Origin of the sequence: Nocardia sp. CA-128927, assembly GCF_050955855.1 — a bacterium.
Lineage (GTDB): Bacteria > Actinomycetota > Actinomycetes > Mycobacteriales > Mycobacteriaceae > Nocardia.
Map to the genome: position 1 here is coordinate 9,444,267 of NZ_CP192087.1, position 16,837 is coordinate 9,461,103.

Annotated in this window: 14 protein-coding genes; 7 read left to right on the forward strand and 7 right to left on the reverse strand. The window is 67.6% G+C overall.

The window, feature by feature from the left end:
* Positions 1–58 precede the first annotated feature (58 nt).
* A complete protein-coding gene (gene pgi / locus ACQPW1_RS43985) occupies positions 59–1,696 on the forward strand; it encodes a glucose-6-phosphate isomerase (protein WP_433659445.1) in 1,638 nt (545 codons plus the stop codon).
* Here pgi and ACQPW1_RS43990 read toward each other — a convergent pair.
* The 4 genes from ACQPW1_RS43990 to ACQPW1_RS44005 all read right to left on the reverse strand — a co-directional run bounded on the left by ACQPW1_RS43990 (position 1,668) and on the right by ACQPW1_RS44005 (position 6,881).
* A complete protein-coding gene (locus ACQPW1_RS43990) occupies positions 1,668–2,381 on the reverse strand; it encodes a nucleoside/nucleotide kinase family protein (protein ID WP_433659447.1) in 714 nt (237 codons plus the stop codon). The two genes, pgi and ACQPW1_RS43990, sit on opposite strands and share 29 nt — an antisense overlap.
* Positions 2,382–2,567: 186 nt before the next feature.
* Entirely contained in the window at positions 2,568–4,106 is a 1,539-nt protein-coding gene (locus tag ACQPW1_RS43995; RefSeq protein WP_433659449.1) for a M4 family metallopeptidase, read from the reverse strand.
* 518 nt (positions 4,107–4,624) lie between these two features.
* A complete protein-coding gene (locus ACQPW1_RS44000; protein ID WP_433659451.1) occupies positions 4,625–6,244 on the reverse strand; it encodes an acyl-CoA dehydrogenase family protein in 1,620 nt (539 codons plus the stop codon).
* On the reverse strand, positions 6,231–6,881 hold the full coding sequence (locus ACQPW1_RS44005; RefSeq protein ID WP_433659453.1) for a TetR/AcrR family transcriptional regulator: 651 nt from the start codon (positions 6,879–6,881) through the stop codon (positions 6,231–6,233). Before ACQPW1_RS44005 ends, ACQPW1_RS44000 begins: the two co-directional genes overlap by 14 nt.
* 94 nt (positions 6,882–6,975) lie before the next feature.
* On the opposite strand from ACQPW1_RS44005, the gene ACQPW1_RS44010 reads away from it, so the two are divergent.
* Positions 6,976–7,737 carry a crotonase/enoyl-CoA hydratase family protein gene (locus ACQPW1_RS44010; protein WP_433659455.1) on the forward strand — a complete coding sequence of 254 codons (762 nt, stop codon included), beginning with the start codon at positions 6,976–6,978 and terminating at the stop codon, positions 7,735–7,737.
* 128 nt (positions 7,738–7,865) lie between these two features.
* Positions 7,866–9,110 carry a hypothetical protein gene (locus ACQPW1_RS44015; RefSeq protein WP_433665510.1) on the forward strand — a complete coding sequence of 415 codons (1,245 nt, stop codon included), beginning with the start codon at positions 7,866–7,868 and terminating at the stop codon, positions 9,108–9,110.
* Between the two features lie 11 nt (positions 9,111–9,121).
* Here ACQPW1_RS44015 and ACQPW1_RS44020 read toward each other — a convergent pair whose 3' ends face one another.
* The 3 genes from ACQPW1_RS44020 to ACQPW1_RS44030 form a co-directional block, all read right to left on the reverse strand.
* Complete coding sequence (locus tag ACQPW1_RS44020; protein ID WP_433659457.1) at positions 9,122–10,321, reverse strand: PucR family transcriptional regulator; 1,200 nt, start codon at positions 10,319–10,321, stop codon at positions 9,122–9,124.
* A gap of 178 nt (positions 10,322–10,499) precedes the next feature.
* Positions 10,500–11,360 (reverse strand): DUF4436 domain-containing protein, encoded by an 861-nt coding sequence (locus tag ACQPW1_RS44025; RefSeq protein WP_433659459.1) that lies wholly within the window; start codon positions 11,358–11,360, stop codon positions 10,500–10,502.
* A 110-nt stretch (positions 11,361–11,470) separates the two neighbouring features.
* The gene (locus tag ACQPW1_RS44030; protein ID WP_433659461.1) at positions 11,471–12,163 is read right to left on the reverse strand and encodes a pyridoxamine 5'-phosphate oxidase family protein; all 693 of its coding nucleotides are present in this window, start codon (positions 12,161–12,163) and stop codon (positions 11,471–11,473) included.
* A gap of 80 nt (positions 12,164–12,243) precedes the next feature.
* Between ACQPW1_RS44030 and ACQPW1_RS44035 the strand changes: the two genes are divergently transcribed.
* The 4 genes from ACQPW1_RS44035 to ACQPW1_RS44050 are packed head-to-tail and all read left to right on the forward strand — an operon-like array spanning position 12,244 to position 16,831.
* Positions 12,244–13,614 carry a PLP-dependent aminotransferase family protein gene (locus ACQPW1_RS44035; RefSeq protein ID WP_433659462.1) on the forward strand — a complete coding sequence of 457 codons (1,371 nt, stop codon included), beginning with the start codon at positions 12,244–12,246 and terminating at the stop codon, positions 13,612–13,614.
* Between the two features lie 10 nt (positions 13,615–13,624).
* Positions 13,625–13,870: a DUF2630 family protein gene (locus ACQPW1_RS44040; RefSeq protein ID WP_433659464.1), complete on the forward strand. Its 246-nt coding sequence runs from the start codon at positions 13,625–13,627 to the stop codon at positions 13,868–13,870.
* A gap of 5 nt (positions 13,871–13,875) precedes the next feature.
* Complete coding sequence (locus ACQPW1_RS44045; RefSeq protein WP_433659466.1) at positions 13,876–15,312, forward strand: dihydrolipoyl dehydrogenase family protein; 1,437 nt, start codon at positions 13,876–13,878, stop codon at positions 15,310–15,312.
* A gap of 13 nt (positions 15,313–15,325) precedes the next feature.
* The gene (locus ACQPW1_RS44050) at positions 15,326–16,831 is read left to right on the forward strand and encodes a carboxylesterase/lipase family protein (protein ID WP_433659468.1); all 1,506 of its coding nucleotides are present in this window, start codon (positions 15,326–15,328) and stop codon (positions 16,829–16,831) included.
* Positions 16,832–16,837 lie beyond the last annotated feature (6 nt).

Sequence of the window (16,837 nt, forward strand, 5' to 3'; positions counted from 1 at the left end):
GAGTCTCCGGGGGTGTTTGCCGTGCGCCGCCGTCGGGCGGTGAGTAACCTCGGCGAGCGTGAGCAGCGACATCACCGCGACGGCGGCCTGGCGGAAGTTGCACGAGCATTTCGACGCGATCGCGGGGCGGCACCTGCGAGAGCTGTTCGCCGACGATCCGTCCCGTGGCCGTGCACTGACCCTCGACGTGGCGGATCTGCACATCGACTTCAGCAAACACCGCGTGACGCGGGAAACCCTCGGCCTGCTCGTCGAATTGGCGCGCGAGGCGAAGGTCGCCGAGCGCAGGGACGCGATGTATCGCGGCGAGCACATCAACACCTCGGAGGATCGCGCGGTCGCGCACATCGCGTTGCGCGTGCCCGAGGGCGAGTCGGTGCTGGTGGACGGTGTCGACGCGGGCGCAGAGGTGCACGAGGTGCTGCGGCGGATGGGCGAGTTCACCGACGCGCTGCGCTCCGGCGAATGGCGCGGCGCCACCGGTGAACGCATCAGCACCGTGGTCAATATCGGCATCGGCGGGTCCGATCTCGGGCCGGTGATGGTCTACCAGGCGCTGCGGCACTACGCCGACGCGGGCATCGGCGCGCGGTTCGTGTCCAATGTCGACCCGGCCGACCTGGTCGCCAAGCTCGACGGACTCGACCCGGCGACAACGCTTTTCATCGTCGCCTCGAAGACCTTCTCCACCCTGGAGACGCTGACCAACGCGACCGCCGCCCGGCGCTGGCTGGTCGGCGCGCTCGGCGAGGACGCCGTCGCCAAGCACTTCGTCGCCGTCTCGACCAATGCCGAGAAGGTCGCCGACTTCGGCATCGACACCGCCAACATGTTCGGCTTCTGGGACTGGGTCGGCGGCCGCTACTCGGTGGACTCCGCGATCGGTCTCTCGGTGATGGCGACCATCGGCAAGGAGCGTTTCGCCGAGTTCCTCGCCGGAATGCACGCCGTGGACGAGCATTTCGCGAACGCGCCGCTCGAGGCGAACGCGCCGGTGCTGCTCGGCCTGCTCGGCGTCTGGTACTCGAACTTCTTCGGCGCGGAATCCCGTGCGGTGCTGCCCTATTCGAACGATCTGGCCCGCTTCCCGGCCTACCTGCAGCAGCTCACGATGGAGTCCAACGGCAAGTCGGTGCGCGCCGACCGTAGCCCGGTCAGCACGTCCACCGGCGAAATCTTCTGGGGCGAACCGGGAACCAACGGCCAGCACGCGTTCTACCAGCTGCTGCACCAGGGCACCCGCCTCATCCCGGCGGACTTCATCGGCTTCGCCCGCCCCACCGACGATCTGCCCACCCGCGATGGCACCGGCAGCATGCACGACCTGCTGATGAGCAACCTGTTCGCACAGACCAAGGTGCTCGCGTTCGGCAAGACCGCCGAGGAGATCGCGGCCGAGGGCACCGACCCGAAGGTGGTGCCGCACAAGGTGATGCCGGGCAACCGGCCGAGCACCACCATCCTCGCACCGCTGCTCGCCCCGTCGGTCGTCGGCCAGTTGATCGCGCTCTACGAACATCAGGTGTTCGTCGAAGGCACCATCTGGGGCGTCGACAGCTTCGATCAGTGGGGCGTGGAACTCGGTAAGCAGCAGGCGCTCGAACTCGCACCGCTGCTCACCTCGCCGGAAGATCCTGCGCCACAAGGGGACTCGTCCACCGACGCGCTCATCCGCTGGTATCGCGCGAAGAAGTAGACCCGCGCGGCACGACCTCGTAACGCCGACCCTGCTGCCGTAGCACCAGATCGGCTCGCGCTTTCGTGGTGCCGATCAGGTCGGCGTTCAGCAGGTCGCTGTCACGCACCTTGACTCTGGCCGCCGAGGGAGTGCGCCCGCCGCGAATGTGGCGGCGCACCAACCGATCCTCGATCAGCTTGCGCGGCACATCGAGGTACCAGCACTCGTCCAGCAGCTTGCGCACCGCCGACCATTCCCGGCCCCCGACATCGTCGAGCAGCAGGTAGTTTCCCTCGGTGAGCACGATCTGCTGCCGATCGAAGACGACGCCCGCGGGGACCGGAGCGTCGATGGCGCGGTCGAAAGTCGGCCACGGCACCGGTTCGCCGATCGGGGTGTCCCGGAGCCTGCGCAGGTTGGCGAGGAAGGCCGCGGTATCGAAGGTGTCCGGTTCGCCTTTGCGCGCAAGGCTTCCCGCGGCGCGCAATACGTCATTGGTCAGGTGGTAGCCGTCCATCGGCGCGATCTCGGCAATCCGCGATTCGACGTTGAGCGCATTGCGCAGCCGCACCGACAGGGTGGACTTCCCCGCGCCGGGCGGTCCGACGATGCCGAGCAGATACCGGCCACCGCGGCCGTCCGCACGCTCGTGCACCCGTCGGACCAGCGCGCTCAACGATGTTTCGGCATACGCCCTGTCCACCGGTGCCACTGTACTGCCGGCCCGAGTTCCGAGTGACCGACGGGCAATTGACGAAGGTGATCGAACAACTGCGACACGGCACTGGTCGAGCGAGTGCTGGAAACAATCGCGGTCCAGCAACAAAAGAACGTCTCACCGAGCCCATGATGGGCGCGGTGAGACGTTCGGTTCTACCGATAGTGATTGTTAGTCGCGTGTCGCCAGCTGCGGCAGCTTGGTCGCCTTGGTGGCATTGGCCACCTGGACGCAGTCAGCGGCCGTGGTTCCCGCGGTGTTGTTACGAACATTGGTGTTGCACGCGTTCTTCAGCGCGGTCGACAATGCACCGTAGTTGGAATTGGACGACAGCAGAGTCTGCGTGGTCCAGTACAGCGCGGCGGTCTTCGGGATGCCGAGCGCGGTGACGGTCACGCCATTGAGGGTGCCGCCGTCGGTGATGATCGACGCGGTCCGGTTGCCCACTCCGCTGTTGGTGTGGACGCCGCCACTGTCGCCGCTACCGGCGTACCAGTACTGGCCCTTGTAGGTGTCGGGATCCTGGTATGCCTTGGGGTTCTTCATATCCCGGATCACGCCGATGGAGCTGCAGACACCGAGCTTCCACCGGTTGGCGGCGGTGTTGCAGGTGTTGGCGGTGTCCACCAGGAAGGTGAGTTCGCCGAAGACGTCCGACATGGACTCGTTGATCGCGCCCGGCTCGTTGCGGTAGACCAGACCGTTGGTGTTCTGGGTCACGCCGTGGGTGAGCTCGTGTGCGGTGATGTCCTCGGTGGTCAGACCCGAACCGTAGGCCATGTAGCTGCCGGACCAGAAGGCGTTCTGGTACGGGCATTCGGTGGTGGTGCAGAGCCGGACGGTGGCGCGCAGTGCCTTACCCTTGCCGTCGCCGGTATCCGAACCGATCAGGTTGGTCAGGTTCGGCACCTTGGTGTACTGCGCGTAGAACCGCTCGGTGTTGCCGAGGAAGTCGTAGATCTTGTCGACATCCGCGATACCGCTGGCAGCCTGGCCTTCCGACCTGGTGGAGCGGATGCTGCCGGTGCCACAGCCGGCCCGGTTGGGGTCGATGCGCCGGTTCGCGTTGTCGCACACGACCCGGTTGAGGTGCTTGGTCTCACTCCAGCTGTCCAGCACCTTGCCCGTGCTGTTGGCGTCGACGAAGACGACCCAGGTGGCGGGCTCGCCCTTCTTGTCGGCGCTGACACCGGTGATGTCGACCTTGAACGCCGGGACGGCGGTGGTCTGCGCCTCGTCCTTGGCGGCCAGCTTCGCGTCGTACCAGTAGGCCTTCGTCTCGGTGACGCTCAGCTGGTCGGGCGCCGCCTTGCTCTGCTCGGCAACCTTCTTCAGCGCGGTCGCCTGCACCGCGGCGGACGGAGCCGTCGAGGAGAACTTGCCCTGCGACTTCTTCGACAGCGAACCGGTCACCGAGATCAGCGAACCGTCGCTGGTCAGCGACTGTGCCGCCGATGCGCCGAACACTGGTACCTTGTCGATTTCCTGACGCAGTCGGACCGTGGATCCCTCACCAACCTGGAACACAGACTCCACGACCAGAGCACCGGCGGTATCGCCATTTCCGCCGAGCGCCTTCTGCACACCGTTCGCGTGCGCCTGCGCCGCGGCCGGTGCTTCGGCGGCCGTTCCCGCCGGAGCCTTGATCGGCTCCTTGGGGACCACCTGCTGGACCGCGCCTTGCTGATCTGTCGTCACTTCTTTCGGCACGGACGAAAGGTCGGAACCCGTCGGTGCGGATGGACTAGTCGGTGGCTGACCGCTGGCACCCGGGCCAGACGCGAAGATCATTGCCCCGACGGCAATTATCGCAAAGGCGGTATTTCTACCCGCCCGTTTATGTGTGGGTTTCATGACCAAGTAGAACCACATACGAGCGGTCAACTCGACTGGAGACGAGACTGGGGAAAGGTTCAACGAGGCTGGGAATCTTCGAGCTAACGGGTTGAACCGGACCCTGAAGTGTTATGCGCGAATATCTTTCGAATTCAACGATGTCGGGCGTAGCAACGCCTTACCCATCGACGCACACCTACTTCAATCGTATTGATCGAGCTCAGCTGCCGAGAAACCGGCCGCTAATTCGCTCAGAGAGAACGCTTTTCGCATCCCGAGTCGTTGGAGGTACGACTCTGTACCCATGCCAAAGATCAACAATTACGTCGTTGAACATGCCAGAACCGCTGCTACCCAATCCATTCCGGTTATCGAAGAGCAGCGGAACAAGCTCAGACGAATGCGCGTTCCAGGATGGCTCCGGTGTCCACACCGGTCGGCAGGGTGCCGAAGGCGATGCCCCAATCGTCGCCGAGCCTGGTGGCGCAGAACGCATCCGCGACGGCCGGATGTCCGTGCCGAACCAGCTGCGCGCCTTGCAGCACCAGGGCCATGAGCTCGACGATGCGGCGGGCGCGGAACTCGATATCGCTGAGGTCGGCGAGCTCCTTGCCGACCCGGGTGATGGCGTCGTCGAGCCGCGGGTTCGCGCCGCGCGCCAACGAGACCTCGTTGAAGTACGCCTCGACCGTCTCCGGCTGACGACCCATGGCGCGCAACGCATCCAGCGCCGCGACATTGCCGGAGCCTTCCCAGATGGACATCAGCGGCGCCTCCCGGTAGAGCCGCGGCATACCCGATTCCTCGGCATAACCGTTGCCGCCGAAGCATTCCAGCGCCTCGGCCGCGTGCGACGGCGCCCGCTTACACACCCAATACTTGGTGACCGCCAGCGCGATTCGCCGCAATGCGGCCTCGGCCGGGTCACTGGTGGCGCGGTCGGTGGCACCGGCCAGTCGCATCATCACCGTGGTCGCGGCGTCGGACTCGATCACCAAGTCCGCCAGCACATTCCGCATGGCGGGCTGATCGATCAGCTTGGCGCCGAACGCTTCTCGATGCCTGGCGTGATGCGCGGCGAACACCACGCCGGTCCGCATGTTGGTCGCCGAGCCGATCACGCAGTCCAGCCTGGTCATGTTCACCATCTCGATGATGGTCTTGACCCCGGCGCCCTCGGCGCCGACCAGCCAGCCGGTGGCGTTCTCGTATTCGATCTCCGAGGAGGCATTGGACTTGTTGCCGAGCTTGTCCTTGAGCCGTTGGATGCGAATGGGATTGCGCGTGCCGTCCGGCAACACCCTGGTCAGCAGGAAACAGGACAGGCCGCCGGGCGCCTGGGCCAGTGTGAGGAACATGTCCGACATCGGGGCCGAGGTGAACCACTTGTGCCCGACGATCCGATACGTGCCGTCGGGTTGCGGTGTCGCCGTCGTGGTGTTGGCGCGGACGTCGGAGCCACCCTGCTTCTCGGTCATCGACATGCCCGCGATCAGTCCGGCCTTCGACGACGGCTCGCGCAGCCCGAAGTCGTAGACCCGGGAGCCCAGCAGCGCTTCGTATTTCGCGGACAGCTCCTTGTTGTGCCGCAACGCGGGCACCACCGCGTAGGTCATCGAGATGGGGCACATGTGCCCGGCCTCGGCGGCGCCCCAGGTGAAGAACTTCGCCGCGCGGGCCGCGTGTGTGCCCGGCCGGTCGTCCAGCCACGGCGAACCGTGCAGGCCGTGTGACACAGCGACATTCATCAGGTCGTGCCAGTGCGGGTGGAACTCGACCTCGTCGATCCGATTGCCGTAGCGGTCGTGTGTGTGCAGCACCGGCGGGTTCTCGTTGGCGAGACGCCCCCACTCCTGGGCCTCGGATCCGCCTGCGAGCACGCCGAGTTCACGCACCTCCGCCTCGGCCCAGCCCGCGCCCTCGCGGTGCAGGCCCTCGAGCAGCGCCGGATTCCGCGAGACATCGAACGGCGCGATGTCGGGTACCTGATTCAAGACTTCATGCGTCTGCATCGGACACTCCTGATTCCTGCCGAGCGACCGAACCGCTCGACTCCGCGCGCACCCCGAGTGCGCGCAATGCGAAGGTAATGAGTTCGGGGACAACGGATTCCCCGTGTGGCGCCGAGGCGAGCGGGCCGACCAGCACCTCGCCGATCGCGCCGACCAACGCGGCCGCACTGGTCCGCGCGTCCTGTGCGGGCAGCTCGCCGCGCGAAACACCTTCCACGACAGCCGATTCGAAGGCTTTGGCGAAGGCGCGGCGGAAATGCAGCCGTTCCGCGTCGACCATGGTGTCGACAGGCTCGACCAGCAGCACGTAGGCGAGTTTCGGATTCTTCAGCGCACGCCCGGCGAAGGTCTCCACCGCGGCGGTCACCCGCTCGATCGCGGTGCCCTCGGCGCTCGCGGCGGCCACCGCGGCTACCTCCCAGGCGACCACTTTGCGGAACACCGCGCTGACCAGATCGGCCTTGCCCGCGAAGTTCTTGTAGACGGTTCCGGTGGCCACGCCCGCCTCCGCCGCGACGGCCGCCATGGACAGCCCGGCGTAGCCCGCGCTGGACAGAACCTTGGTCGCGGCCTGCACGATCAGCCCCGCCTGGGCGTCCAGGCGGGCCTGCACGGCGGGGGTTCTGCGGTAGGCCACAGAAGAAGTGAACCATGAATTCATTTCTTGCCACAAGGGGGGTTTTACGGCGTATGGTCGGGGTCGTGTCTGAGCGAACCAGTGAGGTGCAATCGTGAGCGTACGAATCGAGCGTCAGGGACCGGTGACCACGGTGATCCTGCATCGGCCCGAAGCACGCAACGCGGTCGACGGACCGACCGCGGCGGCGCTGGCCGACGCCTTCCGCGAGTTCGATGCCGATCCCGACGCGGCGGTGGCCGTGCTCTGGGGCGACGGCGGGACCTTCTGTGCGGGCGCCGATCTCAAGGGTCTCGGCACCGAACGGTCCAATGTGGTCACCGAGGAGGGCGACGGACCGATGGGTCCGACCCGAATGCGGCTGTCCAAGCCGGTGATCGCCGCCGTCTCCGGTTACGCGGTCGCGGGCGGGCTCGAGCTCGCACTGTGGTGTGATCTGCGAGTTGCCGAGCAGGACAGCACCTTCGGCGTGTTCTGCCGTCGCTGGGGTGTGCCGCTCATCGACGGCGGCACGCTGCGTCTGCCGCGCCTCATCGGCTCCAGCCGGGCCATGGACATGGTGCTCACCGGCCGTCCCGTCGACGCCGCCGAGGCATTGCAGATCGGCCTGGCGAACCGCGTCGTCCCGACCGGCGAAGCCCGCAGTGCCGCAGAGCAACTCGCCGCCGAACTGGCCGCGCTGCCGCAGGTCTGTCTGCGCTCGGACCGCATGTCGTTGCTGGAGCAGGACGGCATGGACGAGGAGACCGCGCTGCGCAACGAGCTTCGGCACGGCATCGCCGCACTGACCAACGGCGCGCTGGACGGAGCTCAGCGCTTCGCCTCGGGCGAGGGGCGACACGGCGCGCGGGCGTGAGCGGGTGAACCGACTACACGGCGAGCCATCGGGCACGATTGTGCCGGACGAGACGGTGTAGTGAGCGAAACAACCATCGGCGCAGGGCAACCGAGCGCGGTCGAGAGCGAGGTGTAGCCGTGCGCCCGATGGGCCGGTTGAGCGTCGTCGACGAGATCTTCCTGCGCACCCACCGTGGCCTCGGCACTCCCATTGCGCTGCAAGGCTTGTGGCGTACCGGCGACCGCATCGACCCGCAGTTGCTGCATGACGTGCACGCGGCGCTGCGCATCGGTCCATTGGGACGGCGGGTGATTCGGCCACGTGTGCCGGGCGCCCGACGTTCCTGGCAGCTCAATACCCGCGCCTATCCGCTCGTACTCATCGATGAGCCGATCCCCACCACAGCGCTCATGGCGTGGGCGGATACACAGGGCGCCGACCTCGATCCTGAATTCGGTCCCGGTTGGCGACTGTCCGCCGTAGCTCTGGATGATGGCGGTTCTCTTGTCTCCCTTACCTGTTCGCATACTCTCGCCGATGGTCGAGCACTGGTTCTCGCAGCGGACGACGCGCTCGGCGGTACATCCCTGACCGCCCAATCGACGAGTTCATCGGCACCCCGGTCGGACTGGTCCGATGCGAGCAGGCAGTGGTCGATCGTATTGCGCGGTACAGCCAGAGCGTTGCGACACGGAATTCCAAACCAGCCGCGCCAAGCGACTCCACGCAACCTCGCCAGCGGGTCCGCGCCCACGCACGGCGCGATACTGCAATGCGCAGTGGCCGACTGGGACCGTGCGGCCGCCGCACAGAACGGCACCGCCAACAGCCTGTTCATCTCGCTGATCGCAAACATGCTGTGGGCCAGCGGTTTCCAGCAGGACACGATCGCCGCCAGCCTCCCCGTCGACACCCGCGACGAACCACGGGTCGACAACGACCTGGCGATGACCGACATCACGATCGACCACACCGACACCCCCTCGACGATCCGCGAGAAGTCACGCGCCGCATACGAGCACCGCATGTCCAGCCCCGGCGGCATGCCCGAGGAGCTCCTCCAGGTAATCCCCGACCGCTGGGCCTACCGGCTATCCAAGGGAGCCGGTGAGCGAGACATCCTGTGCTCCAACATCGGAACCCTGCCCGCCACCTTGCGCACACTGGGCCCACACCGCTGCCTCGGCGTCGCCGCCCGCGCCATCCACCCGGGCCTGACCGCCGCGCAGCTCCCCAGGACCCGTCTGTCCGGCTATCTCTGCCGCATCGCCGACGACTACCTCCTGTCCTTGGTCAGTCTCGATCCAACAGCGATCGAATCCTCCACGGCACTAGCAGGTTTGGCGCAGCAGACCGTGCTGAACCACGGCCTGCACGCTCGCGCTTGGTAATACCGCGGCCGTCATTCCATCGCGTCGATATCGCTGGCGGTAAGCGCGGCGGCAAACAACTGGGCATGGTCCGGCCGGTTCGGGTCATAGCCGGTTACCTTGCCGATCCGGTTGAGGCGGTAGTTGAGCGTATTGCGATGCACGACAAGAGCTGCGGCAGCTTGCTGACGGTTGTAGTCGTTGGCGATGAGCGCACGCAGCGCTTCCAGCAGATGCGGCTGATCACGAAGCGGATCGAGCAGCGTGAGCAGCCACGAGCGGGCTGGACCAGGGCGAGCGAGTTGGTACTGCAAGGCCAGGTCGGCCATCCGGTACACCGCAGTCGGTCGGCGGAGTTGGTATGCGAGCCTGGCGATTTCACCCGCCTCCTCCGCCGCCGCGGGTACGTCGTCCGCGCTGGCGGCAGTCGCGAACCCGGCGACCGTCCGCACACCGGTGCCCTGCGCGACCCGATTGACGAAAACGTCCAGCGCAGTGCCGAGTTCACCTTCCCCGCCCGGCACCAGCAGCACACCACCGCCACGCTCGACACTGCTCAGCACCCGGCTGGACACCGCATCGATCTCGGTCTGCACAATGCGCAGCACCGGCCGGTTCCCGCCGATCGAATCCTGCTCGGCCACCCGGAAAACGAGCACGTCGAACCCACCATCCAGCGAGATCCCGAACCGTTCGGCCAGCAGGTCGACGGGATTGCCGTGCACCAGCGCCTGCGCCACCGCGCGTCTGGCCTCCCGCTGCTCCCAGTGCAGATCCTGACGCTCACGCAGGTACGCGCCCGCGACGCCGGGCGTCACCGCACCGAGGTAGCCGAGCACGTAAGGCACTGCGGCCAAGAGCTGTTCGCGCTGCTCGGGCGTCGTCGCCATGGCGGACACCGAATTCCAGGCGGCGATCGCGCCGTGGTGATACACCGAAAGCACGGTGTCCAGCGGGATCCCGGCCCTGGCTCGCCGCACCGCGATGTCGATCAGTTCGGTCAGCTCGTCCCCGCGCGGCGCCCGTCCCTCGGCCAGTGACCGCAGGAACAGCCGCAGATTCGCCTCGGCGGCCAGCGGTAGGTCCCGTCCGGTCGAGTCGGCGGACAACTCCCGATACGAGGGCACCTCGCCGAACACCCCGGATAGCACGTCGCGAGCAACCTCGGGCAACGCTGCCCGCAGGGAGTCGGAGAAGTCGGCCAGCGCGGTGGGATCGGGGGCAGCAGTCACCCGCACATTGTTTGCACAAACAAACCTATCCGCACAATAGGCAGTTCCAGCCAACATCTTTAGTGCACGCGCCCAAGCCCCCTGTCCCGTCCGATGCACAAGTACCGGGCCCGATTCCTTGGCGTGCGAACCTTGACCCGCTCTACCGGGCAACTACATCGGTGACCGAGGCGACGCCCTACACCTCCGTGCGCTCCTTCACGATTTCGTGCCGATAGCCGACGAGCACCGTGCAGATCAACGACAGCGCCACCACGGTTTCGGCGATGAAGAAGGACCCGAAGTCGATCACCGATCCGATCGGTGGCGCACCGGGCACCGCGTTGCGCAGCGGAATCATCGCGAACAACACGGCCGCCATCAGCGTGTTGGCGGGCCAGATGAGTCCGCGGCGACCCGCGAGCACATAGAACGCCGCAGTCGCTGCGGCCAAAGCCAATCCGAGCATCAGGGCAATGACGAAGAGCGCGAAGGTGAGCGACGCGGTCGACCGGGCGACCGTCACCGCGGTGCCGATCGCGTCGCCGTACTGCTCGTCGTCCGCCTTCGGCACGATCTTGAAGAACGCGTCGAGGCTGTACATGTTGACCACCACGGGCACGGACTTGTCGCCACTGTCCGCGACGACAGCAATGTGCGCGCGGTACTTGTCGAACGGATAGTCGGTGATCATTCCGCCGCCGCCCATGGCGATCCGAATCTCGGACGCCGAAATCAGGTCGCCCGCCTTGACCTTGATCGGGTCCGGTTTCATGCCGGAGGTGTAAATCGTTGCGTCCGTACGGAATCGGCCCAATTCGTCGGCCAGTGCGCCGTGCGGCGACGGCACCACCTGAACCGTCAGTTCCTGGACGGCGGCGTCGATCCGAATGATCGCCACTTCCACGTCGACACGGTCGGCCACCTCCGTGTCGCCGATGACGTGCATCGTCTGGCCGTGCTCCTTCTGCACCTGGTACAGCGTCAGACTGATCACCATCGCGACAACCACGGCAACGACGGCGGCCAGCGCCGCGAAGGTCTTTCGGAATCTCGACACACTTGCCTCCGGCCCAGGTGAGGTGGTGCGAAACATGAGCAACCACCCCACCATAGGGTCCGATCTACCCGCCGCCTGGCTATGTTCAGGCAAACAGATTCGTGTCGACCTCACCGCACCGGCACGAGGCCGGGTTCGACGCGCGCGAGCACCTCGCTCGGCACCGCGAGCCCCGGCTCGAGGTCGGCCGAACCGATCGGCTCGCCCCACACCTGGCGCATCGGCAGCACACCCGCCCACACACCGCCGTCCTCGATGTCCGCCGGGTCGTCGTTGGGACCTCCGGCCCGGACCTTCACCGACGCTTCAGTGAGATCGAGCGCGAGCACGACGGTGGCGGCCAGTTCCTTCTTGTTCGGCAGGCGCACCCGCGACCAGGCACCCGGCGCGGCATGTTCGGTGATCACCTCGAGCGCGTGCAACCGGTCCGCCGCCTCGGTGACCTCCACCGCGCGGCCGTGCACCACAGCGGACCGGAAGTTCATCGAGAAGTGGAACGCCGAGCGGGCGTAGACGATGCCGTCGACCAAGGTGACCGCGACCGAGATGTCCCCGGCCAAGACCGCGCGCAGGTTGCCCGCGCCGGTCGAACCGTGCACGTAGAGGGTGTCGCCGTCGCGTCCGTAGATGGTCGGCAGCACGACCGGCGCGCCGCCGAGCAGCACGCCGAGGTGGCAGACCAGACCGGCATCGAGGACCGCGTCCAGATCCGCTCGCTCATTCCGTGCTCGTTCCTTCGACCGCGTGAGCGTGCTGCGCGGGGTCGGCGAGAGCGGGGTTCTGAGGTTGGCCGATTGGGTCATATGACCAGGATCGGTCGAGAAGTGGCATTATGAAAGTGCCAATTCAAGGAAATTCGCACAGTCCATTCGTGAGGTGACCGGTGCTCGACGAACTACCCCTCGACCTCGACCGCGCACTGCCAGAGCCACTGTCGGTGCAGGTCGCCGATGGTTTGCGGGCCGCGGCGAGCAACGGTCTGCTGCGCGGTGGCGACCGGTTGCCGTCGTCGCGTTCCCTCGCCGAACGGCTCGGTGTGAGCCGCACCGTCGTGGCCGCCGCCTTCGATCAGCTGCACGCCGAGGGCTGGATCAGCGGCAAGCGCGGTTCCGGCACCTACCTGACCACCGCGCCACCCGCCGCTCCCCCACACGCACTCCCATCCGACGGCACGAGCGCCGGTCCGACCCTGCTCGACCTGGAACCCGGCGCGCCCTGCGCCGACGCGATCGATCGTCCCGCGTGGCGCCGCGCCTGGCGGGCCGCGGCCGACCTGTCCCCGCTGGTGCGCAAGGACCGCGCGGGTGAGCAGGACTACCGCGCGGCGATCATCGAACATCTACTGCGTCATCGCGGTCTCGGTGCGGGCAGCGAGACGGTGCTGCTCGCCACAGCCGGAACCAGTTCCGCCGTAGGCGAACTCGCCGCCGCACTCCTGTCCCCCGGCGACGCCATCGCCATGGAGGATCCGGGATATCAGCGCGCCGCAGGCGCTTTCACGGCGGCCGGAGTCCGGGTGCTGCCGGTCCCGGTCGACGCGCACGGACTCCGCGTCGATCTGCTGCCGCCGAATATCAAGGCCGTGTATTGCACACCGGCACACCAGTTTCCGCTCGGCGCCCGGCTGCCCGCCGCACGCCGGGTCGAGCTCGTCGAGCACGCGCGCCGCGCCGGACTGCTGATCATCGAGGACGACTACGACGGCGAATTGCGTTACGACACTGCACCATTGCCCCTGCTGGCCGCGATGGCACCGGACGTCGTCGTGCATCTCGGCACCACCAGCAAGATCCTCTCGCCGAGCCTCGGCGTCGGCTGGCTGGTCGCCGCACCGGAGATCGCCGACGCGGTCGTCGCGCATCGGCACCGCACCGGAACCAGCCCGAGCCCGGCCGGTCAGCAGGTCTTCGTTTCCCTTGCCGCGCACGGCGATCTGGCCCGGCATCTGCGCCGACTGCGCCGCGCGCTGCCGCCGCGCCGGGCTCTCGTGGTGACCGAGCTGCGCCGCCGCGGGCTCGACGTAGTCGGTGACGACGCGGGCTCACACGTGGTGGTGCCGCTCGCCTCGGCCGAAGCGGAGGATCGCAGCGTCGCCGCGGCCCGCGCACGGGGCGTCGCGCTGGACGCGCTGGCCCGCTATCACCTCGGTCCGCGGCGCCACCACTTCGGCGTCACCCTCGGCTACACCGCGCTCTCCTGGCCCGACCTGGCCACGGCGGTGCCGATAGCCGCCGAGTGCCTGGCGCGGCCGTAGCATGGTCGACATGACCGAACAGGACGTTTTGGCCCGCATCAAGGCACTGGTCGACCAGGAGCACGAGCTCCGCGCCCAGGCCGCCAAGGGTGACCTGGACCCGAAGGCGGAACGCCAGCAGCTCGCCGAGCTCGAGGTGATGCTGGATCAGGCGTGGGATCTGCTGCGGCACCGCCGGGCGCGGATCGATCAGGGCCAGTCGCCGGACACCGCCGAACCGAGCTCCCCCAGTCAGGTCGAGGGCTACCTGCAGTAATCGCCATGCCGAGCGCACCTACCGAATACGACGTCATCGTGATCGGTGGCGGCCCGGCCGGCGAGAACGCGGCCGACTACGCCATCGCCGGGAGCGACCGCACCGCCGTGATCGTGGAACGCGAACTCGTCGGCGGCGAATGCTCCTACTGGGCCTGCATTCCGAGCAAGGCGCTGCTGCGGCCCGGCCATGTGCTGGCCACCGCGCAGGCCATGGACGGACTCAGCGCGACCGGCCTCGACGTCGAGGCCGTGCTGCGGCGACGCGACTACTTCGTCAGCAATCACGATGACGCGTCGCAGGTGAAATGGGCTCGCGACCACCGCATCGAGGTCGTCCGCGGCACCGGGCGGCTCGTCGGCGAGCGCCAGGTCGAGGTCGACGGACAGGTGCTGCGCGCCAGGCACGCGGTGGTGCTGGCCACCGGCACCCGGGCGAGCATCCCGGACGTGCCCGGCCTGCGCGACGCGCTGCCGTGGATCTCCCGCGACGCCACCAACCTGCACGAGGTCCCCGGCCGCGTGGTGATCATCGGCGGCGGCGTGGTGGCCTGCGAGGCGGCGACCTGGCTGGCCGCGCTCGGCGCGGACGTCAGCATGGTGGTGCGCGGCGAAGCGCTGCTCGCCGCCGCCGAACCGTTCGCGAGCGAGCGGGTGATCGCGGCGTTGAAAGGCAGCGGCGTGCACGTCCTGCTCAATACCGAACCGACGAGCGTGCACCGACCCGACGCCAAGGACACCGGCGAGGGACGGATTCACGGTGGCCCGGTCACCGTGCAGCTGCACAGCGCGCAGGGCGACACCGAGATCGAGGCCGACGAGATCATCGTGGCCGCCGGACGCACTCCCGCGACCGAGGGCCTCGGCCTGGACTCCGTCGGGCTGAAGGACGGCTATGTGCAGGTCGACGATCAGCTGACCGCGCGTGACGTGGACGGTGACTGGCTGTACTGCGTCGGCGATCTGAATCACCGTGCCGCGCTGACCCATATGGGCAAGTACCAGGCCAGAGTGTGCGGCGACGTGATCGCGGCCCGCGCGGAGGGCAGGCCGCTCACCGACGCCAGGTTCACCGCGAGCGCCGACCACGGGCAGGTCCCGCAGGTGGTCTACACCGCCCCTGAGGTCGCGTCCGTCGGATTGACCGAAGCGGCCGCTCGCGACGCGGGCCATGACGTCGAGACGGTGGAGCTCGACATCTCCGTTGCCGGTTCCTCGTTGGCGCGCAACGACTTCGCGGGCCACGCGAAGCTGGTCATCGACACCGCCACCGACACGCTGCTGGGCGCCACCTTCGTCGGTCCGGAGGCGGGCGAACAGCTGCACCCGGCCACCATCGCGGTGGTCGGCAAGGTGCCGTTGGCAACCCTGTGGCACGCGGTGCCCGCATTTCCCGCGGTGAGCGAGTTCTGGTTACGCCTGTTGGAGACACGGCGCGCCTAAGTACCATTGGCGGATGGTGGCATCGACAGATATCCAAACCGCCGACGGAGTCGTTCGCGGTCGTCGTGGCCGCCGCGTATTGCGCTGGCGGTCCCTGCCCTACGCGGCCGCACCGGTGGGCGACTTGCGTTTTCGGGCACCGGGACCGGTCACGCCGTGGACCGGGGTGCGGGAGAGCACCGAGTTCGGGTTCGCCGCGATGCAGCACCGGGCCGGCGCGCGGATCGGACCGCGCCGGTACCAGCCGACCCACGAGGACTCGCTGACACTGAATGTCACCGTGCCCGTGACGCCGTCGGACAAGCCGCGTCCGGTGCTGGTGTTCATCCATGGCGGCGGCTACCTCACCGGCACCTCGGCGCTGGGGCTGTATTCCGGCGCTCGGCTCGCGGTGCGCGGGGACGCGGTGCTGGTGTCGCTGAACTATCGGCTCGGCGCCTTCGGCTATGTCGATTTCGGTGAATTCTCCACGCCGGAGCACGTTTTCGAGTCGAACCTGGGTTTGCGCGATCAGGTCGCCGCGCTGGAGTGGGTGCGCACCAATATCGCCGCGTTCGGCGGTGGTCCGGGCAACGTCACCATCTTCGGCGAATCCGCGGGCGCACACGCCGTACTCAGCCTGCTCGCCACACCCGCCGCGAAAGGCCTTTTCCACCAGGCTATTTCGCAAAGCCCGCCCGCCGACTGGGCGATGACCGCCGACGATGCGCGCCTGTTCGCCCGGCGCTGCATCGAAGCACTCGGCACCACACCGGAGCATGCGGGCGAGGCGCTACGCACCGCGAGCGCCAACGACATTCGGCGCGCGGTCGACCGCACCAGCAACCGGGTCCTGCGCGAACGACGCGGCCTGTTCCCGATTGCCCCGGTGGTCGACGGCACGTTGCTACCGCAGGCGCCGATCGAGGCGATCGTCGACGGCAACGCCCATCGCGTGCCGCTCATCATCGGCACCAACCGGGACGAAGGCACCCTGTTCGCCAAGTTCGCGGATTCGCTGCCGACCACCCCGGAGCGGCTACGCGCCGCGCTGTCCGACGACGAAGCCGAATCCCGAATCGCCGCAGCGTATCCCGGCTATCCGGATGCCAAGGCCGCCGTGCGGGCCGGTGGCGACTTCGTCTTCTGGCGCCCGTCGGTCACGGTCATGGCGGGGCACAGCAGGCACGCGCCGACCTACGCCTACCGCTACGACTTCGCCCCGCGCTCGATGCAGCTCGCGGGCCTCGGCGCTACCCACGCCTCCGACCTGATCCCGGTCTTCGGCGGTGGCGATGCCGCGTTCGGCTGTGCGATCACTGCCGCGGGTGGCCGACGCGGCCTCCAGTCCGTCAGCCACCAATTCCAGGACAACTGGCTGGAATTCGCCCGCACCGGAGCACCGCTGCCTTCGTGGCCCGCCTACTCCGAATCCCGTCGCACCACCCTGATCATCGATAGCCCCACCCGCTTGGAACACGACCCGGACAAGGCCAAACGCCTTGCCTGGCAAGGCATTCGCGTACCAACGATGACCTGACGCGCG